This is a genomic window from Luteimonas sp. WGS1318 (assembly GCF_043187535.1).
GTDB lineage: Bacteria > Pseudomonadota > Gammaproteobacteria > Xanthomonadales > Xanthomonadaceae > Luteimonas.
The window spans coordinates 2,180,099-2,199,753 of the sequence record NZ_CP171131.1; the positions used below are offsets into that span (position 1 = coordinate 2,180,099).

The following is a 19,655-nucleotide window of genomic DNA, read 5'->3' on the forward strand; positions in this document are numbered from 1 at the left end:
CTGATCCATTCCCCTCTTGCCCGGCGCCTGCGATCACATCGCGCGCCCCGTACCGGATGTCCCGATGTTCTCCAGTGTCCTGATCGCCAACCGCGGCGAAATCGCCTGCCGCGTCATCCGCACCTGCCGCCGGCTCGGCATCCGCACGATCGCCGTCTATTCCGAGGCCGACGCGGACGCCCAGCACGTGCGTCAGGCCGACGAAGCCTGGCCGATCGGCGGGCCGCGGCCGCAGGAGTCCTACCTGCGCGGCGACGCGATCCTCGAGGTCGCACGCGCCAGCGGCGCCGAGGCGATCCACCCCGGCTACGGCTTCCTCAGCGAGAACGCCGACTTCGCCGATGCGGTCGAGGCCGCCGGCCTGCGCTTTATCGGCCCCTCGGCCGCGTCGATGCGCAAGATGGGCAGCAAGGCCGGGGCCAAGGACCTGATGGACGCGGCCGGCGTGCCGGTGGTGCCGGGCTACACCGGCGAAGACCAGAGCCAGGCCACGCTGGCGCGTGAGGCGGCGCGGATCGGGTTTCCGTTGATGATCAAGGCCGCGCACGGCGGCGGCGGCAAGGGCATGCGCATCGTGCGCGCGCTCGAGGACTTCATCCCGAATCTTGAAAGCTGCCAGCGCGAGGCGAAGAACGCCTTCGGCCGCGACCGGGTGCTGCTCGAGCGCTACATCGAATCGCCGCGGCACATCGAGATCCAGGTGTTCGGCGACCGCCACGGCGGCGCGATCCACCTGGGCGAACGCGAGTGCTCGGCACAGCGGCGCTACCAGAAGGTGTTCGAGGAGGCGCCCTCGCCGTTCCTCACGCCCGAGCTGCGCGCCGCGATGGGCGCCGCCGCGGTGCAGGCCGCGCACGCGATCGACTACGCCAACGCCGGCACGGTGGAGTTCATCGTCGCGCCCTCGGGCGAGTTCTATTTCATGGAGATCAACACCCGGCTGCAGGTCGAGCATCCGGTCACCGAACTGGTCACCGGGCTGGACCTGGTGGAGTGGCAACTGCGCATCGCCGTTGGCGACGTGCTGCCGCTGGCCCAGGACGCGGTGCCGCGCAGCGGCCACGCGATCGAGGTGCGCCTCTACGCCGAGGATCCGGACGCCGGCTTCCTGCCCGGCTCCGGCACGCTGCGCACGCTGCGGCTGCCGGCGCCCTCGGCGCACGTGCGGGTCGACTCGGGCGTCGTCGAAGGCGACACGGTGACGATCTTCTACGACCCGATGATCGCCAAGCTGATCGTCCACGACGTCGATCGTCCGCGTGCACTGGCGCGCCTGCGCGAGGCGCTGGCGCAGTGTGCGATCGACGGGCCGAAATCGAACATCGCGTTCCTCGAGCGGCTGGTGCGGCACCCGGCGATCGTCGACGCGACCATCGACACCGGCTACCTCGACCGTCACCTGGACGAATTCATCGCCGGCGACGACGCCGCGGCGCCCGATCCCGCGCTGCTCGCCGCAGCCGCTGTCGCCGCCCTGCTGGATCGTGACGCGGTCACAGCAAACGACGCCTCGCCCTGGGCCCAGGGCGACGGCTGGCGCCTGGGCGCGCCGGCTGCGCGGCGCCTGGTGTTCGACCATCGTGGCCAGCCGTTGGCGCTCGACGTCAGCGGCGCGGCCGGCGACTACGCCGTGCGCCTCGACGCGGCCCGCATCGAGATCCGCGGCGCCCGCCTCGATGCCGGCGTCCTGTCGGCCCGCCTCGACGGCCAGGGCCGTCGTCTCGCGGTCTCGATCATCGAAAACACGGTGCGCCTCCACGACGGGGATGCACGCCTCGAACTGCGTCGCCTCGCCGGCGATCCGCGTGCCGGTGCCGGCGATGCGAGTACCGACGACCGCGTGCGCGCGCCGATGCCCGGCCGCGTGGTCGCCGTGCGCGTGCAGGCCGGCGATGCGGTCAGCGCCGGCCAGGAACTGCTGGTCATGGAGGCGATGAAGATGGAGCTCGCGCTCAAGGCCCCGCGCGACGGCACCGTGGCCGAGCTGCGCGCGGCGGTGGGCGAATTCGTCGAAGCGGACGCCACGCTGGCGGTGCTGGAATGAGCGCGCTACCGGCGGACGTGCGCATCGTCGAGGTCGGCCCCCGCGACGGGCTGCAGAACGAGGCCGCGATCGTGCCGGCCGCGACCAAGATCGAGCTGATCGACCGGCTGTCGGCGACCGGCCTGCGCACGATCGAAGCCACCAGCTTCGTCAGTCCGAAATGGGTGCCGCAACTGGCGGACGCGGCCGAGGTCTATGCCGGCATCACCCGGCGGCCCGGCATCGCCTATCCGGTGCTGGTGCCCAACGAGACCGGCTTCGATCGCGCGCGCGTCGTCGGCGTCGAGGAGATCGCGGTGTTCACCGCGGCGTCCGAGGCCTTCAACCGCACCAACATCAATGCCGGCATCGACGAATCGCTGCAGCGGTTCGCGCCGGTGCTGGCACGCGCGCAGGCCGACGGCGTGCGCGTGCGCGGCTACGTCTCCACGGTGCTCGGCTGCCCGTACCAGGGCGCCGTGCCGCTGGCCGATGTCGTCCGGGTTGCGCGTTCCCTCCACGACATGGGCTGCTACGAGATCTCGCTCGGGGACACCATCGGCGTCGGCACGCCCGGCAAGGCGCGCGCGATGCTGCGCGCGGTCGCGTCCGAGGTGCCGCTGGCGGCGCTGGCGGTGCATTTCCACGACACCTACGGCCAGGCGCTGGCCAACCTGCTGGCCTGCCTGGAAGACGGCGTGGCGGTCGTCGACGCCTCGGTCTCCGGCGCCGGCGGCTGCCCGTACGCGAAGGGCGCCAGCGGCAACGTCGCCACCGAGGATGTGGTGTATATGCTGCAGGGCATGGGCGTGCACACCGGGATCGACCTCGATCTGCTGGCTGAAACGGGCCGCTGGCTCGCCGCACGCCTGGGACGTTCCACCCACAGCAAAGTCGGAGAGGCGTTGGCCGCACGGGAATGAAGCAGGCGACAGGCATGGAGGACGCCACGCTGCCGGACCATCCGCAGGACGAACCGCCTTTGCCCGACGCGCTGGCCGCGGCCGCCGACGACCCCACCTTGCCCACCTCCGCGCGCGCGCTGCTGCGCCGCGCACGCGAGGCCCTGCTCGCCGCCCGCTCGGACGCGGATGCCGCGCACCTGCGTTACCACGCGCTGTTCGACGCGGTGCCCGACCCGGTCAGCATCCTCGATGCGCAGGGCATCGTGCTCGACCTCAACCGCGCAGGCCTGCTCGCCTACCAGCGCCCGCGCGAGGCGATCGTCGGACAGCCCATCGAAGTCTTGAACCCCGACCTGCCGCGCGATCACCTGGCGCCGGTGTGGGACGCGGTGCACCGCGGTCGCACCTATGTGATCGAAGTGACCAACATGCGCGGCGACGGTTCGCGTTTTCCGGTCGAGGTGCATTCGGCGGGCTTCGAGCACGAGGGCCGCCCCTGCCTGGTCGCCGTGGCCCGCGACCTGAGCGAGCGACGCGAAGCCGAGGTGCGCTACCGCGAGCTGATGGACGTCATGGACCGCGGCATCGCGATCCACGACACCGCGGGCCGCTTCGTCTACGGCAATCCGGCGGCGCTGCGCCTGCTCGGCATCCGCCAGGGCACGTCGCTCGGCGACACCGCGAACCTCGGCGACTGGATCGCGCTCGCCCCCGACGGCGGCGAGATGCCCTGGGCCGAGCTGCCGCCGATCCGCGCACTGCGCGAGGGCCGCATCGTCGAGAGCACGCTGATGGGCCTCTACCACCGCAGGCGCCGCCAGCTGTACTGGCTGACGGTGAACGCGGTGCCGCAATATCCGCCCGGCGGCGACCGGCCGCACCAGGTGCTGTCGCTGTTCAGCGACGTCACCACGCTCAAGCGCGACAGCGCGATGTTCGACCGGGTCCAGGCACTGGCCCACATCGGCGGCTGGGAGCTCGACTGCACCAGCGACCGCCTGCACCTGACCGCCGAGGCGGCGCGGATCCTCGACTCCCACGCGCCGCCGGACACGATGGAGGCCCTGGTGGCGATGCTGCTGCCCTCAGACCAGACGCGGCTGCGCGACGCACTGGGCGCGGCGATGCTCGAGGCCTCGGGGTTCGATCTCGAACTGCAGGGCCTGCGCCACGACGGCAGCCCGTTCTGGGTGCGCGCGATCGGCGGCCCGCGGCACGGCGACCCCGCGACCTCGCGCCTGACCGGCACGCTGCAAGACATCGCCCGCAGTAAGCGCGACGAGGAGATCCTGCGCCTGCAGGCGCGCACCGATCCGCTGACGGGCCTGCTCAACCGCGATGCGATCCTGGGCGAGCTCGAGGCGCGGATGCGCGACGGCGTGCGCGGCAAGGTCGCCGTGCTCTACATCGATCTCGACCGCTTCAAGTTCGTCAACGACGCACTGGGCCACAACGCCGGCGACGAGCTGCTGGTGGCCGCCGCCCACCGCATCGGCCGCGCGGTCGGCGACGCCGGCAGCATCGCGCGGTTCGGCGGTGACGAATTCCTCGTGGTCTGCGACGCGGGTCCGGATGCCAGCCACGCCGAACGGGTGGCCAACGCCATCCTCGACAGCTTCGGCGACGGCTTCCGCTTCGACAGCGAGGAGTTCTCGATCACCGCGAGCATCGGCATCGCCCACGCGCCCGACGACGGTGACCGCCCGCAGACGCTGATCCAGAACGCGGATGCGGCGATGTACGAGAGCAAGCGCCGGATCCGCAACGGCTGGCAACGCTTCACCCCCGCGCTGGCGCAGAGCCAGCAGGACCGGCTGCGCGTGGAAACCCACCTGCGCCGTGCGATCGACAACGACGAGTTCCACCTCGTCTACCAGCCGCAGGTCGAACTGCGCCATGGCCGTATCGTCGCCGCCGAGGCGCTGATCCGCTGGCGCAACCGGCAGCTGGGCGAAATGCGCCCCGACCACTTCATCGACCATGCCGAAAGCACCGGCGACATCGTGCGCATCGGGGCCTGGGTGATGCGCGAGGCCTGCCGCCAGTCGGCGGCGTGGCGCGATGCGGGACTGGGCGTGGTGCGGGTGGCGGTGAATGTCTCGTTCCGACAGCTGGTGGGCGACGATCTGGCCGCCAACGTGGGCGCCGTGCTCGCGGAGTTCGACCTGCCCGGCAGCGCACTGGAACTGGAGTTCACCGAACGTGTGCTGATCGAGGACGCGCCGGACACGCTGAAGACGTTCGCGGCGCTGCGGGCGATGGGTGTGATGCTCACGATCGACGACTTCGGCGAGGGCTACAGCGCGCTGAACTACCTGCGCCGCCTGCCGATCCACGGGCTCAAGCTGAGCCAGTTGTTCGTCGGCGGTGTGCCCGACGACCGCTCCGACGTGGCCGTGTGCCAGGCGGTCGCGGGCATCGCCCGCGGCCTGGGTCTCGGGCTGGTGGCCGAGGGCGTCGAGTCGGAAGCGCAGCGCCGTTTCTTGATCGATCTCGGCGTGCCGGTGGGCCAGGGGTTCCTGTTCGCGCCGGGCATGTCGGCCGACGAATTCGCACGGCGCGTGCGCGACACCGGTGGCGTCTTCGGCTGAACGGGCTGCCGCGGCGTGCGCCGCAGGCCGGTTAAACTGCGCGCTTTCCGTTCAAGGATCCGCGCATGCGCCTCGATTCCGTCCGCGCCATCGTCACCGGCGGCGTTTCCGGCCTCGGCCTCGCCGTCGCCCGCCACATCGTGTCCGCCGGTGGCAAGGTCGCGCTGTTCGACGTCAACGACGACAAGGGGGCCGAGGCGGTCGCCGCGCTCGGCGACGCCAACGCGCGCTACCTGCGTACCGACGTCACCGACGAGGCGGGCGTGTCCGCGAACGTCGCGTCCGCGCGCGAATTCCTCGGTGGCCTCAACGTCGCCGTGAACTGCGCCGGCATCCTCGGCGCCGGCCGCGTGCTCGGCCGCGAGGCGCCGATGCCGCTCGAGACCTTCAGCCGCACCGTCATGGTGAATCTGGTCGGCAGCTTCAACGTCGCCAAGGCCGCGGCGGCGGCGATGCAGGGCAACGAGGCCGGCGAGGACGGCGAGCGTGGCGTGATCGTCAACACCGCGTCGGTGGCCGCGTACGAAGGCCAGATCGGCCAGGCGGCGTATTCGGCGTCCAAGGGCGGCGTGGTCGGCATGACCCTGCCGATGGCGCGCGAGCTCGCGCGCTTCGGCATCCGCGTCAACACGATCGCCCCGGGCATTTTCTGGACGCCGATGGTCGACGGCATGCCCGACGAGGTGCAGCAGTCGCTGTCGGCCTCGATTCCGTTTCCCTCGCGCCTCGGCCGGCCGGAGGAATTCGCCGACCTCGTCGCCTACATCCTCGGCAACCGCTACCTCAACGGCGAGACCATCCGCCTCGACGGCGCGGTGCGCCTCGCGCCGAAGTAAATGCCGGCACGCCTGCCTGTGCGGACTCTGTGGGCCGGCGCCCTGGCGGCGGCGCTCGTCTGCACGCCCGTCGCCGCGCAGAACGCGGTGCCGGCCGGCGTGGCCACGGCGCTCGAAGCCGGCGGCTACGCGTCGGTGCCGATGCGCCGGCACGGTGACGCGCATCTGACCGTCGAGATGCGGGTCAATGACGTGCCGGGCGTCTTCATCCTCGATACCGGCGCAGGCCGCACCGTGATCGACCGCGCCGCGCAGTCGCGTTTCGACGAAGGCCGTGCGCCGGTGGCCGGCGGCGTCGCCACCGGTGCCGGCGGCGCGGGCGTCGCGATCGAGGCATTGCCCGACAGCCGCCTGCGCATCGGTGACTACCGCGACGAGGCCTTCACCGTGCACGTCCTGCCGCTCGACCACGTCAACGCGGCGTTCGTACGCCGCGGCGAGGCCGCGGTCGACGGCGTGCTCGGCGCCGATGTGCTCGAACGCGGCGGCGCGGTCATCGACTACCCCAACCTGCGGCTCTACCTCCGCAATCCCGGCGCCCGCGGCGGCGGGGCTTCCTCTTCACCCTCCACCAGCGAACAGCGATGAAAGCCTACGACGTCAAGAAAGGAAACGTGGTCGAACACAACAACGGCGTGTACCAGGTGCGCGACATCGAGCGCAGCTCGCCGCAGGGCCGCGGCGGCAACGTGCGCTTCCGTTTCACGATGTACAGCGTGCCGGGCGGCACCAAGACCGATGCCAGCTTCGACGGCGACGACGAACTGCGCGAGGTCGATCTCGCCCGCCGCCAGGCCAGCTTCTCGTACAAGGACGGCGATGCGTTCGTGTTCATGGACGACGAGGATTTCACCCAGTACACGCTGGACGCGAACGTTGTCGGCGAGAACGCGGGGTACATCACCGACGGCCTGACCGGCCTGTTCGTGCAGGTGATCGACGACGCGCCGGTCGGCGTGCAACTGCCGCAGAGCGTGGTGCTGGAAGTCGTCGACACCCCGCCCGAGCTCAAGGGCGGCACCGCGACCAAGCGCCCGAAGCCGGCCGTGCTCAACACCGGCATCGAGATCCAGGTGCCCGAGTACATCACCAACGGCGAACGCGTGTGGGTCAACACGACCACGGGCGAGTTCGGCGGCCGGGCGGACTGAGACGGTCCGGGACGGGCGGCAGCCGCCGCCCGTCTCCACATGCAAGCCACGTCGTTGCGCGCGAGGCCTGCGGTTGGACGCGTCGAGCTTCGGGCACGGGTCGCCTCGCGATTCGGGCGGTCTGGAGGCATCGCGCGCAAGCGCGCTCCTGCAGGACGAAATGGAGTTCCCGATTTGCGGGACGCGATCGGATCCTGGCGCTGCGTCCGACCGTTCCCTGCACCGCACTAAACCCTGTAGGAGCGCGCTCGCGCGCGAACTGGCGTTCCGCGCATCGGACGCATCGCGCGCCAGCGCGCTCCTGCAGGACGAACGGGTATCCCATCGCGCGAGGCGCACGCGGTTCCTGACGCTGCGTCCGACCATGCCGGGAGCCGCACGGAATCCCGTAGGAGCGCGCTCGCGCGCGAACGGGCGTTCCGCGCATCACGCACATCGCGCGCTGAACGCGTGACGTCTGCGCGCGCAGCGGACGACGCGCTTCGGCAGATCAATGCGCGCTGATTCCGAGTCGCGCACCGTAATTCCGAACCATCACTCCAACTGGAAGCCGCCGGACGCGCGATGCAGGTCGCGCAGCCGCGTCCCGAGCATGTCCACATTCCGCTCCGACGCGGCGATCCGGGCCTGCGCCTCGGGCGACAACGCCGAACGCGCCTCGCCCTCGAGTCGATGGCGCAGCCCGCGCAGCGCGCGCGCACCCGTCCGGACCTGGTCCTGCAGCGCCGCCCGCTCCGCCGCATGCGGCAAGCCGTAGCCGGTGTCGAGCAGCTGCGCCGGCCGACTGAGGCCATCACCGGCCGCCAGCAAGGCCCGCAGGGACGCCGCCGCAGGCGCGATCTCCGCCGCCCGCCGCGGATCGCGCAGTTGCCGCTTGAGCACGTCGCGCAGCTGTAACGCGTCCCGTCGGCGCGCCGCCTGCTCGAGCACCAGCAGGGCCGCGCCGTCGCGCAGTTGCGCCGTCGCGAGCCAGGGCGCGCGCACGTCCGGCGCGAGATCGAGCCAGTCGTCGACGCGCGTGACCAGCAACGGCTGCGCGTCGCGCGCGATGTCGAGCAGCGCCTGGTATTCGCCATCGGCGGACGGAAAGTAGGCGCCGGCGCGCACGGCGTCCTCGCGATCGAGCACCGAAGACTCCGCAATGTCGCGGCTCACGAGCCGTCGCAGCAGCCCGGTCGGGGTGATGCTGCGCAGCCCGGCATCGGCGAGGCGTGGCACGCCCGTCTGCAGCAGCTTCCAGGTCTCGACGGCGCAGTTGTTGCCGATGAAGTAGTAACGGCCGTCGTAGCTCCAATGCAGGGTCGCCGCGTGGGTGACCAGGGACGCGATCTCGTCGTGCGACAGGTCCAGCGGGATCGATTGCAGGCCACGCAGTTCCAGCTTCGTGTACTCCTCGACCACCTGGTCCAGCGGCAGCACGAACAACCTGGACGGATAGCGACCGGTCAGCCCGCGCAGACTGGAGATCTGCACATCGTCGACGAACGCGCGGAACGACAGCACGCGATGGTGCGCGAGATCGAAGCGGCAGTCCGGGCCGGGCGCGCGCCCCGGGGCGCAGATCACCAGCCGCAGCATGCTGTGGCCCCAGCGGCTCATCGGCCGGGCATTGCCTTCGGCGAGCAGGTAGTCGACCGCATGGACGCGCGCCGGATCGAGGTGCAGCAGTGGCGACGCGCCCTCCTCCGTGCCGTCCACGGCGTCGGCCTCGACGAACGGCAGCGCCGGATCGCAGGGCGCGGCGTCGGGCGCCCACGCGAAATGGGCGGCGAAATAGGCGTGCAGCGCCGGCCGCCGGCATGCGTACTCCGGGTCGAGCAGGAAATACTCGAGGTTGACCGCGACGAACTCGGCCGGCGAGCTGAGTTCGTAGGGATCCGGGCTGCGATCGGACATCGCGTTGTCGTGGTCGCGCATTCCGAGGCGCAGCGGCCGCACCGGCCAGCCGGCCAGATCGCGCAGCCGCGGATCCCGCGACAGTCCGCCATGCGGCGAGCGGTCGTAGCGATGGGCGAATTCGTGCAGCACGGCGGCGAGTGCCGCGCGTCGCGACGGCGCGGCCATGGCGGCCGCCGGACCGGCGGTGTTCCAGTCGTCGAGCAGCGCCCGGCGCAGCAGAATGCGTTCGCCGCGCGAGTGGCCGTGCACACCGTCGCGCAGATCGTCGCGCCACTGCACGCGGACATCGAGGCCATCGGCCTCGCGCCACGCAGGCGGAAGTGCGGCGACCGCGGCCTCGAGTGCCTGCGCGGCCGCCGCCTGCTGCGCCGGGTCCAGCGGGCCCGCGCCTGCGGTGTCGAGCTGCCAGTCCCACGCCGCGAACGCCTGGCTGCTTGCGCCGCACATCAGCAGCCCGAACAGCGCACGCATCAGCATGGAGGACGCCCCACCTGCTCGCGTCATGTCAGAACGCCGGATCGACACCGGCGGCTGCGTCTGCAGACGGCAGCGTGGTCACGTCGTGCGCGTCGTTCACGAGCAGGGTCACGCACGGCCACCGGATGTCGGAGGTCCCGCGTGCGCCTACTGCGCGAGGATCGCCTGCGCCAGCTGCAGGTCACTGGCGGCGCGCGCATTGTCGTTCGAGGCCCGTAGATGGCGCAGCGCGGCCTCGAGCTGCACACCGCGGATGCGGCCGTCGCTGGCGACGAAACTCGCAGCGTCCTCGCGTGCCTGCACCACGACCTTGTCGTTGCCGGAGGTGCTGCCGCTCGACGCCGACGATCCCGCCGCGGACGCACCGCCGGTGGTGCCGGCGAAACTGCCGGCGAACGCGGACGACGACAGGGCGATCAGGGCGCAGGCGAGCAGCGGACGGGACATCGCGGAATCTCCGGGCAGGGGCGCCCGACTTTACACGAGGCCCGCCGCGCGCCCGCGCATCACGCGCGCGGCGCTCAGGGATCGAACAGCTTGCCCGGATTCAGGATGCCGGCCGGATCGAGCGCAACCTTGATCCCGCGCATGATCGCGATCTCCGCGTCGCTGCGGGTCGAACGCAGATACGGCTTCTTGACCAGGCCGATGCCGTGCTCGGCCGAAATGCTGCCGCCGTGCCGTTCCAGCGTCGCCGCCAGCAGCTTGGTGACCCGCTCGCATTCGATCACGAAGTCGGCGTTCGCCATCGCCTCGGGCTTGAGCACGTTGATGTGCAGGTTGCCGTCGCCGATATGCCCGAACCAGACCACGTCGAACTGCGGATACTCCGCCGCCAGCAGCGCCTGGGTCTCGGCCAGGAACGCCGGCATTGCCGACACCCGCACCGACACGTCGTTCTTGTAGGGCACATACGGCGCCAGGCTTTCGGTGATGCCCTCGCGCAGCCGCCACAGCTGCGCGGCCTGGGTGTCGCTGTGGCTGATCACGCCGTCGTCGACCCAGCCCTGCTCCACGCAATGCTCGAACGCCGACAGCAGGGCGACCTCGCCGGCCTCGCCCTCGCTGGCGAACTCGGCGACCACGTAGAACGGATACGCGGTGTCGAACGGCGGCTGCGCGCCGTGCGCGACCACGTGGTGCAGCGCGCGGTCGGTGAAGAACTCGAAGGCTTCCAGCCCGAGCCGGCCGCGCAGCGCCTGGAACACCTGCATCAGCACGTCGAACGACGGCAGCGCGAGCAGCATCACCCGCGTGGTGGGCGCCGGCTCGGCCAGGCGCAGCGTGGCTTCGACGATGACGCCGAGCGTGCCCTCCGACGCGACCGCGAGATGGCGCAGGTCGTAGCCGCTGGAATTCTTGACCAGGCCGCGGTTGAGATCGAGCAGTTCACCGGTGCCGGTGACCAGCTTGACCCCGGCCACCCACTCGCGCGTGTTGCCGTAGCGCACGACCCGGATGCCGCCGGCGTTGGTGGCGATGTTGCCGCCGATGGTGCAAGACCCACGCGCTGCGAAATCGACCGGATACTGCAGGCCGTGCGTGCGTGCGGCCTCGTGCACGGTTTCCAGCGCGGCGCCGGCCTGCACGGTCAGCAGCCGGTCGACGGCATCGAAGCCGAGCACCTTGTGCATGCGTTGCAGGCTGAGCACCAGCTCGCCGTTCGCGGCGACCGCGCCGCCCGACAGACCGGTGCGGCCGCCCGAGGGCACCACCGCCACGCCCTGCGCATGCGCCCAGCGCATCACCGCCTGAACCTGGGCGACATCGGCCGGCAGCGCGATCGCCATTGGCGCTGGCGTCCAGCGCCGGGTCCAGTCGACGCCGTAGTGCGCGAGATCGGCCGGATCGGTCAGCACCTGCAGTGCGGGCACCGCGGCCTGCAGGCTGGAAATGCGCGCGTCGGACATGCGTGTGCGCCGGAATCGAGGGGGAGGCCAGCCTGCCAGCCGCCCCTGCCCGCGTCCAGCGCCGGGCCGCGTGCGGGCTGCGCTTCTGGCACCATGTGGCGCCCCGTCGAAGGCGCCGTGCACCGATGAAGACTTCGTTCCCCAAGGGCGACATCCGCGTCCTGCTGCTCGAGGGCGTGAGCCAGAGCGCGGTCGACGTGTTCAAGGCGGCCGGCTACACCCAGATCGACGTGCATCCCAAGTCCTTGCCCGAGGACCAGTTGCGCGCACGCATCGCCGAGGCGCACATCGTCGGCATCCGCTCGCGCACCGAGCTCACGGCCGAGGTGCTCGCTGACGCACGCAGGCTGATGGCGATCGGCTGCTTCTGCATCGGCACCAACCAGGTCGACCTGGAGGCCGCGGAACGCGCCGGCATCCCGGTGTTCAACGCGCCGTATTCGAACACCCGCTCGGTGGCCGAACTGGTCGTCGCCGAGGCGATCATGCTGCTGCGTGGCATCCCGCAGAAGAACGCGCAGTGCCACCGCGGCGGCTGGAGCAAGTCCGCGCTCGGCAGCCACGAGGCACGCGGCAAGACGCTGGGCATCGTCGGCTACGGCCACATCGGCACCCAGGTCGGCGTGCTGGCCGAATCGCTGGGCATGCAGGTGCTGTTCCACGACATCGAGACCAAGCTGTCGCTCGGCAATGCACGCAGCGCCGCGAGCCTCGAGGACCTGCTCGCGCGCAGCGACGTGGTCACCCTGCACGTGCCCGAGACCCCGGCGACGAAGCTGATGTTCGGCGCCGCCGAACTCGCGGCGATGAAGCCCGGCGCGCACCTGATCAACGCCTCGCGCGGCACGGTGGTCGACATCGACGCACTCGACGCGGCGCTGCGCAGCGGCCAAGTCGGCGGCGCGGCGATCGACGTGTTCCCGGTCGAACCCAAGGGCAACGACGACGCGTTCGAATCGCCGCTGCTGGGCCACGACAACGTGCTGCTGACCCCGCACGTCGGCGGCAGCACGCTGGAAGCGCAGGACAATATCGGCATCGAGGTCGCCGCCAAGCTGGTGCGCTACAGCGACAACGGCAGCACGCTGTCGGCGGTGAATTTTCCCGAGGTCACGTTGCCCGAGCACGCCGGCAGCCACCGCCTGCTGCACCTGCACCGCAACGTGCCGGGCGTGCTGTCGAAGATCAACGAGGTCTTCTCGCGCGAATCGATCAACATCGACGGCCAGTACCTGCGCACGAACGCGAACGTCGGCTATGTGGTCATCGACGTCGCCGCGAGCGAGGCCCAGGCCGCGCATCTGCGCAGCGAGCTGTCGAAGATCGACGGCACGCTGCGGACGCGGGTGCTTTACTAGCAGGGATTGGGGATTGGGGATTGGGGATTCGGAAAAGCCGGGCGGCGCTGCGGGCTGATCGGTACGCGAAGGCTCGGTGAGTTGAAAGCCGCTGTCGGGATTACCTGCTCGAGCGTGTGTGTTCGACTGCTAAAGGCGTCCCATGCCGCGCTTTATTGTGATTGTGCGGGAGGACTTGGAGCGCGGCAGATCCACCCTTCGAATCTCAATCACCAATCACCAATCACCGCCCCGACGCTCCTCGTGCTCCGGAGCGGCCAGACGTTTAGAAACGGCACGTGTGGGGCTGACAGACGGCGTGTTGTGGGCCTGCGCGCACCTTGCTGCGATCGTGCGGGTGGCGATGGCGCGAAGCAGCGCCGCACTTTCGAATCCCGAATCCCGAATCACCAATCCCGGCTCTTCACCCACTTCCCCGCCATCCGGCGCAGCGAGGCGTCATAGGCCGGACCGTCGGCGACGTCCGCGATCGCGACCCACGCCAACGCATGCGATTCCTCGCTGACGACGAAGGTCTCGTCGGCGCCGGCGTGGACGATGTAGCGGACGTCGTAATGCCAGTGCGCAGGTACGCTCCTGTACTCGGGAATCCAGTGGCGGTCGAGATCGAAGATCACGGGATCGACGCGCACTAGGCGCAGGCCGGTTTCCTCTTCGGTCTCGCGCAGCGCGACGCCTGCAAGATCCGGGTCGCCGTCGGCGTGGCCGCCCGGCTGCAGCCACAGTCCGAGCTTGCGGTGGTGGGTGAGCAGCGTGCGCATGCCATCGGCGCTGACGACGAAGGCGGACGCGGTGAAGTGTCCGGCCAGGCGTTCGCGCACGAAGGGGTCGGCCGGATCGTCGAGCAGGTCGCGAAACAATGCCGCGGTGCCGGCTTCTTCCGGATACCGTAGACCGTAGTCGACGAACGCGGCCGCGAGTGCTGGATTCCGGGATGGAGCGGAGCGTGAGTCGGGCACGGGAATGTTGCGCTGCGGCGTGACAGGGGCGGAAAAATGACGCGGATCGACGCACTCGCACGCGCAATCCACGTCGCTTGTGCGGGGCGTCCGCGTTTGGCATGGTACCGCGATCCCCGCGCAGCCAAGCCGCGCGGATTTCGAACCGCGCAAGCGTTCGCACGACCACTCGGGGAAGTACGCACCCATGCTCAAGAGTCTGTTCCGGGTCAAGCCCGTTGAAGCCGCGCCTCATGTCGACGCCGGTGAACCCGTGGAGGGCAGCCTGCACGGCGAAGCCACCCTCAAGCGCACGCTGACGGCGAAACACCTGGTGCTGCTGGGCATGGGCGCTGTCATCGGCGCCGGCATCTTCGTGCTGACCGGTCAGGCCGCGGCGAACCACGCCGGCCCGGCGATCATGCTGAGCTTCGTGCTCGCCGGCCTGGCCTGTGCGTTCGCCGGCCTGTGCTACGCCGAGTTCTCGGCGCTGCTGCCGGTGTCGGGCAGTGCGTATTCCTATTCCTACGCCACGCTCGGCGAGTTCGTCGCCTGGTTCATCGGCTGGTGCCTGGTGCTCGAATACCTGTTCGCCTCGTCCACCGTGGCGGTGGGCTGGTCGGGCTACTTCGTCAGCTTCCTCACCACGACGCTGGGCATTCCGTTCCCGGCCGAACTGGCCAGCGCGCCGCTGGCCTGGGTGGATGGTGGTTTCGTCCGCACCGCCAACATGTTCAACCTGCCGGCGGTGATGATCGTCGCGGCGGTCAGCGGCCTGTGCTACGTGGGCATCACCCAGTCGGCCTTCATCAACGGCATCGTCGTGGCGATCAAGACCGCGGTGATCGCGGCGTTCCTGGGCTTCGGCTTCTTCTACGTCGATCCCGCCAACTGGACGCCCTTCATCCCCGAGAACGTGGGCCCGGGCCAGTTCGGCATGGACGGCGTGTTCCGCGCCGCGACGATCGTATTCTTCGCCTACATCGGCTTCGATGCGGTGTCGACGGCGGCGGGCGAGGCGAAGAATCCGCAGCGCGACATGCCGATCGGCATCCTCGGTTCGCTGGCGATCTGCACCGTCATCTACATCGCCGTGTGCGCGGTGCTGACCGGCATGCTGCCGTATACGGAACTCAATACCGCCAAGCCGGTCGTCACTGCGCTCGAGGCGTATCCGAACCTCGCCTGGCTCAAGACCGCGGTCGAGATCGGCGCCATCGCCGGCCTGTCGTCGGTGATCCTGGTGATGCTGATGGCGCAGCCGCGCATCTTCTACACGATGGCCCGCGACGGCCTGCTGCCGAAGGTGTTCGGCAAGGTGCACCCCAAGCACCACACGCCCTACATCGGCACGATCGTGGTCGGCATCGCGGCTTGCCTGCTCGCCGGCCTGATGCCGCTGAGCGTGCTGGGCGAGCTGGTGTCGATGGGCACGCTGGTCGCATTCGCCACCGTCTGCCTCGGCGTGCTGGTGCTGCGTCGCACGCGTCCGGAGCTGCATCGCCCGTTCCGCGTGCCGATGGCGACGATCATCTGCCCGCTCGGCTTCCTGTCGTGCATGTTCCTGTTCTTCCAGTCGTTCCGCGAACACTGGCACCTGTTCGTGGCCTGGACGATCATCGGCATGGCGATCTACTTCCTCTACGGCCGGCGCCACAGCAAGCTCAACGTCCGCGCCTGAGCCTCGTTCCTGTCCGTCCACGGCCCGCCTTCGCGCGGGCCGTGTCCGTGAGGGCCCCGCCCTCTCGTCACGCCATCCGGTAGCGCCGATGTCCACGACCTCCACCGCCAAGAAGATCGGGCCGGTACTGGCGACCTTCGTCGTCGCCAACAACATGATCGGCTCGGGCTTCTTCCTGTTGCCCGCATCGCTCGCCGGCGTCGGCGGCGTCACCGCATTCGCCTGGCTGCTGGGCACGATCCTGGCGGTCGCGCTGGGCGGCGCGTTCGCGCGGCTCGCCCGCCAGTATCCCGACCTCAACTCGCCCGACGACTACGTGCGCCCGGCGCTGGGCCGCGACATGGGCTTCCTCGCGACGACGCTGTACTGGATCTCGTCGTGGATGGGCAACAACGCGATCGCGGTCGCGGCGTTCGGTTATCTGGTGATCCTGCTGCCGATCGACGACGGCGGCAGCGTGCGTCTGGTCGGCCAAGTGGTGCTGATCTGGTTGATGTTCGCGCTGAACCTGCTGGGACCGCGCTCGATCGCGCGTTTCCAGTCGATGTGCGTGATCTTCGGCCTGCTGCCCGTGGTCGCGGTGCTGGTCGCCGGCTGGGGCAGCTTCGATGCCGACATCTATCGCGACGGCTGGAACGTCACCGAGAATTCCGACACCGCGGTGGTCTTCGGCGCGCTGGCCTCGGTGTTCTGGGCGTTCGTCGGGCTGGAGACCGGGGCGATGGTCGCCGGCGTGGTCCGCGACCCCAACCGCAACGTCCCGATCGCCACGCTCGGCGGCATCCTGATCGCCGGCGTGGTCTATCTGGTGTCGTCGGTGCTGATGATGGGCATCGTGCCCGCCGAGCAGATGGCCGCCTCCAGCGCGCCGTTCGCGCTGGTCGCCGGGCAGATGTTCGGCGCCTGGGCGATCCCGGTGATCGCCGCAGCTGCCGCGCTGAAGGCCACCGGCACGCTCGGTGGCTGGATGCTGGTCACCGGCGAGTCCGGCGCGCGGGCCGCGCAACGCGGCTTCCTGCCGGCGATCTTCGGGCGCGTGCGCGCGAACGGCTCGGCCGGCTGGGGGCTGTTCATCATCGCGCTGTCGATGACCGGCATCGCCGTGCTGACCCAGGCGCCGACGGTCGGCGAGCAGTTCGGCACGATCATCGAGATGGTCGTCACCCTCGTCGTCATGGCCTATGTGGCGGCCGGATTGAGCCTGCTGTTCGGCACACCGGCGCGGCGACCCACCGGCAGTGACCGCGCGCTGGGCATGGGCGCGCTGCTCGCCTGCGGCCTGCTGGCCTGGTCCACCGACACCGACATCCTGGTCGGCGCATTGATCGTCGCCCTGCTCGCCTGGGCCGCCTACCGGGGCTTCTCGCGCCGCCGCGGCGACGAGGTGCCGCGGCCGTGAGCCCGCGCGACGACGGCCACTGGTTCCCGGCCAAATCCTTCGGCTACGGCTGGGGCCTGCCACAGCGCTGGCAGGGCTGGGTGGTGCTCGCGCTGTACATGGGCGCGGTGATCGGCATCGCCCTGCGGTTCCCGCCGCAGCGGTCGATGGTCGCGTTCCTGGTCTGTGTCGGTGTCGCGACGCTGCTACTGATCGCCGTCTGCGCCGTGAAGGGCGCGCCGCCCCGCTGGCGCGGGCGACACTGATGCCACGCGGCGCGCGTTAGACTTTGCGCCATGTCCGAGACCGCACTCCCCTACGACGTCCATCGCCTGCGCGAACTCGCCGGCGAGCTGATCGTCAACATCCGCGAGCTGGCCCACGCCGGCTGGACCCCGGCGACCAGCAGCAATTTCTCGCGCCGCCTCGATGATCGCCACGCCGCGATCACCGTCTCGGGCCGCGACAAGGGCAAGCTGAAGGAAGACGACATCATGGTCGTCGACTTCGACGGGGCCGCCGTCGGCAGCGATCACCGGCCTTCGGCCGAGACCCTGCTGCACACACAGCTCTATCGCCGGTTTCCCGAAGTGGGCTGCATCCTGCACACCCACTCGCCGAACCAGACGATCGCATCGCGGCTGTTCGCAGGCGCCGGCCACGTGCGTCTCGAAGGCTACGAACTGCTGAAGGCGTTCGCCGGCAATGCGACCCACGAGATGGCGATCGACGTGCCGGTGTTGCCCAACAGCCAGCACATGCCCACGCTGGCCGCCCAGGTGGATGCCCTGCTCGACGCGCAACCGATGTGGGGCTATCTGATCGACGGCCACGGCCTCTACGCCTGGGGCCGCGACATGGCCGAGGCACGGCGGCACCTCGAGGCCTTCGACTTCCTGCTGCACTGCGAACTGGAACTGCGCCGCTTCGGCGCCCGCGCCTGAATCCGGGTACGGACCACGCACCCGTGGAACGCCCGCGTTCCGCCGCGGTCAACGCTCCGGCGACGGTGCTTTGCTAACCTGAGCGGCCCCGCATCGCGCCGAGTCCGATCGCCATGAGCCGCCTCCGCATCTTCGCCGACACCGCGCCCGAAACGCCCCTGTTCGACAGCCGCGAGGCCGACGCCATCGCCCGCGAACTGCAGACGATCGGTGTGACCTTCGAACGCTGGCAGGCGGCCGCGCCGGTCGCCGCCGGTGCCAGCCCCGAGGACGTCATCGCCGCGTACAGGGCCGACATCGACCGCATCAGCGCCGAGCGCGGCTTCAACACCGTCGATGTGATCAGCATCGCGCCGGACAATCCCAAGCGCGACGAGCTGCGCGCGAAGTTCCTCGAAGAGCACTTCCACAACGAGGACGAGGTGCGCTTCTTCGTCGACGGCTCGGGCCTGTTCACCCTGCACGTCGACGGCAAGGTCTACGAGATCGAGTGCGTCAAGGACGATCTGATCGGCGTGCCCGACGGCGTGACCCACTGGTTCGACATGGGCCCGGAACCGCGCTTCGTCGCGATCCGGTTCTTCGAGCAGCCCGATGGCTGGGTGGGCCACTTCACCGGCTCCGACATCGCGCAGAAGTTTCCGCGTTACGAGCCCGGCGCGCGCTGAGGCTGCGTCTCGCGATTCGACGGACGCGTGCGGTCCTGCGGAAGCTCGACTCACGATGACCCCTCATTCCCGCGCAGGCGGGAATGAGGGATTTGAAGGGGGCGCGCGGATCCAGCCGAGCGCAGCGGTTGGACACCCGCCAACCCGGGGCGTCTCCACACCGCACGCCTTACACTTCAACGCCCCGAACCGGCTGACGCACGGATGATCCTGACCGACATCGAAGGCACCACCAGCAGCATCTCGTTCGTCAAGGACGTGCTGTTTCCCTACGCGCGTCGCGCGCTGCCCGGTTTCGTCGCCGCACGGGGCCACGAACCCGAGGTGCGTCGCTGGCTCGATGCGGTGGCGGACGAGGCCGGGACGGCCGACGACGCGGGCACTGTGGCAACCCTGCAGAGCTGGATCGACACCGACCGCAAGCACACCGCGCTCAAGGCGCTGCAGGGGATGATCTGGGCCGACGGCTATCGAGATGCCGACTTCACCGCGCACATCTACCCGGATGCGGCCGAGGCACTGCGCCGCTGGCATGCGGCCGGCGAGCGGATGGCGGTGTATTCCTCGGGCTCCGTGCCGGCGCAGAAACTGTTCTTCGGGCACAGCGATGCCGGCGACCTGACCGGTCTGTTTTCGGCCTGGTTCGATACCGAGATCGGCGGCAAGCGGGCACCGGAGAGCTACACCCGGATCGCCGAGGCGCTGCAGGTCGCGCCGGTGGAACTGCTGTTCCTGTCGGATGTGGTCGCCGAGCTCGATGCCGCGCGCGAGGCCGGCCTGGGCACGATGCTGGTCGATCGCCTCGAGGATTATCCCGAACCGCGCGACGCCACCGCGGCCAACGGGCATCCCCGGGTGACCCGCTTCGACGCGATCGATCCGGCGCGCTGACCCGG

General features: G+C 70.1%; 17 protein-coding genes. 13 read left to right on the plus strand and 4 right to left on the minus strand.

The annotated features are described in order from the left end of the window. Positions 1–64: 64 nt before the first annotated feature. The 6 genes from ACF3M1_RS10075 to yeiP all read left to right on the plus strand — a co-directional run bounded on the left by ACF3M1_RS10075 (position 65) and on the right by yeiP (position 7,506). Positions 65–2,044, plus strand: a complete 1,980-nt coding sequence (locus ACF3M1_RS10075) for an acetyl/propionyl/methylcrotonyl-CoA carboxylase subunit alpha (RefSeq protein ID WP_394000274.1) — start codon at positions 65–67, stop codon at positions 2,042–2,044. Continuing rightward, the gene (locus ACF3M1_RS10080; RefSeq protein ID WP_394000276.1) at positions 2,041–2,946 is read left to right on the plus strand and encodes a hydroxymethylglutaryl-CoA lyase; all 906 of its coding nucleotides are present in this window, start codon (positions 2,041–2,043) and stop codon (positions 2,944–2,946) included. Before ACF3M1_RS10075 ends, ACF3M1_RS10080 begins: the two co-directional genes overlap by 4 nt. Then, positions 2,943–5,519, plus strand: a complete 2,577-nt coding sequence (locus ACF3M1_RS10085; protein WP_394000278.1) for an EAL domain-containing protein — start codon at positions 2,943–2,945, stop codon at positions 5,517–5,519. Before ACF3M1_RS10080 ends, ACF3M1_RS10085 begins: the two co-directional genes overlap by 4 nt. 65 nt (positions 5,520–5,584) lie before the next feature. Then, on the plus strand, positions 5,585–6,355 hold the full coding sequence (locus ACF3M1_RS10090) for an SDR family NAD(P)-dependent oxidoreductase (protein ID WP_394000280.1): 771 nt from the start codon (positions 5,585–5,587) through the stop codon (positions 6,353–6,355). Further along, positions 6,356–6,943, plus strand: coding sequence for a retropepsin-like aspartic protease (locus ACF3M1_RS10095; protein ID WP_394000282.1), 588 nt, complete (start codon positions 6,356–6,358; stop codon positions 6,941–6,943). Then, positions 6,940–7,506: an elongation factor P-like protein YeiP gene (gene yeiP / locus ACF3M1_RS10100; protein WP_394000284.1), complete on the plus strand. Its 567-nt coding sequence runs from the start codon at positions 6,940–6,942 to the stop codon at positions 7,504–7,506. The genes ACF3M1_RS10095 and yeiP overlap by 4 nt, the downstream gene beginning before the upstream one ends. A 534-nt stretch (positions 7,507–8,040) precedes the next feature. Here the strand turns inward: yeiP and ACF3M1_RS10105 are convergent. The 3 genes from ACF3M1_RS10105 to ACF3M1_RS10115 form a co-directional block, all read right to left on the minus strand. Then, positions 8,041–9,882: a DUF4105 domain-containing protein gene (locus tag ACF3M1_RS10105; RefSeq protein ID WP_394000286.1), complete on the minus strand. Its 1,842-nt coding sequence runs from the start codon at positions 9,880–9,882 to the stop codon at positions 8,041–8,043. Between the two features lie 147 nt (positions 9,883–10,029). After that, positions 10,030–10,329 carry a DUF2388 domain-containing protein gene (locus ACF3M1_RS10110; protein WP_394000288.1) on the minus strand — a complete coding sequence of 100 codons (300 nt, stop codon included), beginning with the start codon at positions 10,327–10,329 and terminating at the stop codon, positions 10,030–10,032. Between the two features lie 74 nt (positions 10,330–10,403). Beyond that, positions 10,404–11,792 carry an FAD-binding oxidoreductase gene (locus tag ACF3M1_RS10115; protein ID WP_394000290.1) on the minus strand — a complete coding sequence of 463 codons (1,389 nt, stop codon included), beginning with the start codon at positions 11,790–11,792 and terminating at the stop codon, positions 10,404–10,406. 125 nt (positions 11,793–11,917) lie between these two features. Between ACF3M1_RS10115 and serA the strand changes: the two genes are divergently transcribed. Further along, positions 11,918–13,150 (plus strand): phosphoglycerate dehydrogenase, encoded by a 1,233-nt coding sequence (serA, locus tag ACF3M1_RS10120; RefSeq protein ID WP_394000292.1) that lies wholly within the window; start codon positions 11,918–11,920, stop codon positions 13,148–13,150. Between the two features lie 386 nt (positions 13,151–13,536). On the opposite strand, the gene ACF3M1_RS10125 is transcribed toward serA, so the two are convergent. Next, the gene (locus ACF3M1_RS10125) at positions 13,537–14,109 is read right to left on the minus strand and encodes an NUDIX hydrolase (protein WP_394005234.1); all 573 of its coding nucleotides are present in this window, start codon (positions 14,107–14,109) and stop codon (positions 13,537–13,539) included. Positions 14,110–14,296: 187 nt separating this feature from the next. Between ACF3M1_RS10125 and ACF3M1_RS10130 the strand changes: the two genes are divergently transcribed. The 6 genes from ACF3M1_RS10130 to mtnC all read left to right on the plus strand — a co-directional run bounded on the left by ACF3M1_RS10130 (position 14,297) and on the right by mtnC (position 19,650). Beyond that, positions 14,297–15,769, plus strand: a complete 1,473-nt coding sequence (locus ACF3M1_RS10130; protein WP_394000294.1) for an amino acid permease — start codon at positions 14,297–14,299, stop codon at positions 15,767–15,769. 88 nt (positions 15,770–15,857) lie between these two features. Further along, complete coding sequence (locus tag ACF3M1_RS10135; protein ID WP_394000296.1) at positions 15,858–17,168, plus strand: amino acid permease; 1,311 nt, start codon at positions 15,858–15,860, stop codon at positions 17,166–17,168. Further along, complete coding sequence (locus tag ACF3M1_RS10140; RefSeq protein ID WP_394000298.1) at positions 17,165–17,413, plus strand: hypothetical protein; 249 nt, start codon at positions 17,165–17,167, stop codon at positions 17,411–17,413. The genes ACF3M1_RS10135 and ACF3M1_RS10140 overlap by 4 nt, the downstream gene beginning before the upstream one ends. 30 nt (positions 17,414–17,443) lie before the next feature. After that, complete coding sequence (locus ACF3M1_RS10145) at positions 17,444–18,091, plus strand: methylthioribulose 1-phosphate dehydratase (RefSeq protein WP_394000300.1); 648 nt, start codon at positions 17,444–17,446, stop codon at positions 18,089–18,091. A gap of 113 nt (positions 18,092–18,204) precedes the next feature. Then, positions 18,205–18,759, plus strand: coding sequence for an acireductone dioxygenase (locus tag ACF3M1_RS10150; RefSeq protein WP_394000302.1), 555 nt, complete (start codon positions 18,205–18,207; stop codon positions 18,757–18,759). Between the two features lie 204 nt (positions 18,760–18,963). Then, positions 18,964–19,650, plus strand: coding sequence for an acireductone synthase (gene mtnC, locus ACF3M1_RS10155; protein ID WP_394000304.1), 687 nt, complete (start codon positions 18,964–18,966; stop codon positions 19,648–19,650). Positions 19,651–19,655 lie beyond the last annotated feature (5 nt).

Bases quoted from the DNA above. Each gene is read 5' to 3' on its own strand.
- ACF3M1_RS10075 (WP_394000274.1), top strand. From the start codon at position 65: ATGTTCTCCAGTGTCCTGATCGCCAACCGCGGCGAAATCGCCTGCCGC.
- ACF3M1_RS10080 (WP_394000276.1), top strand. From the start codon at position 2,041: ATGAGCGCGCTACCGGCGGACGTGCGCATCGTCGAGGTCGGCCCCCGC.
- ACF3M1_RS10085 (WP_394000278.1), top strand. From the start codon at position 2,943: ATGAAGCAGGCGACAGGCATGGAGGACGCCACGCTGCCGGACCATCCG.
- ACF3M1_RS10090 (WP_394000280.1), top strand. From the start codon at position 5,585: ATGCGCCTCGATTCCGTCCGCGCCATCGTCACCGGCGGCGTTTCCGGC.
- ACF3M1_RS10095 (WP_394000282.1), top strand. From the start codon at position 6,356: ATGCCGGCACGCCTGCCTGTGCGGACTCTGTGGGCCGGCGCCCTGGCG.
- yeiP (WP_394000284.1), top strand. From the start codon at position 6,940: ATGAAAGCCTACGACGTCAAGAAAGGAAACGTGGTCGAACACAACAAC.
- ACF3M1_RS10105 (WP_394000286.1), bottom strand. From the start codon at position 9,882: ATGCTGATGCGTGCGCTGTTCGGGCTGCTGATGTGCGGCGCAAGCAGC.
- ACF3M1_RS10110 (WP_394000288.1), bottom strand. From the start codon at position 10,329: ATGTCCCGTCCGCTGCTCGCCTGCGCCCTGATCGCCCTGTCGTCGTCC.
- ACF3M1_RS10115 (WP_394000290.1), bottom strand. From the start codon at position 11,792: ATGTCCGACGCGCGCATTTCCAGCCTGCAGGCCGCGGTGCCCGCACTG.
- serA (WP_394000292.1), top strand. From the start codon at position 11,918: ATGAAGACTTCGTTCCCCAAGGGCGACATCCGCGTCCTGCTGCTCGAG.
- ACF3M1_RS10130 (WP_394000294.1), top strand. From the start codon at position 14,297: ATGCTCAAGAGTCTGTTCCGGGTCAAGCCCGTTGAAGCCGCGCCTCAT.
- ACF3M1_RS10135 (WP_394000296.1), top strand. From the start codon at position 15,858: ATGTCCACGACCTCCACCGCCAAGAAGATCGGGCCGGTACTGGCGACC.
- ACF3M1_RS10145 (WP_394000300.1), top strand. From the start codon at position 17,444: ATGTCCGAGACCGCACTCCCCTACGACGTCCATCGCCTGCGCGAACTC.
- ACF3M1_RS10150 (WP_394000302.1), top strand. From the start codon at position 18,205: ATGAGCCGCCTCCGCATCTTCGCCGACACCGCGCCCGAAACGCCCCTG.
- mtnC (WP_394000304.1), top strand. From the start codon at position 18,964: ATGATCCTGACCGACATCGAAGGCACCACCAGCAGCATCTCGTTCGTC.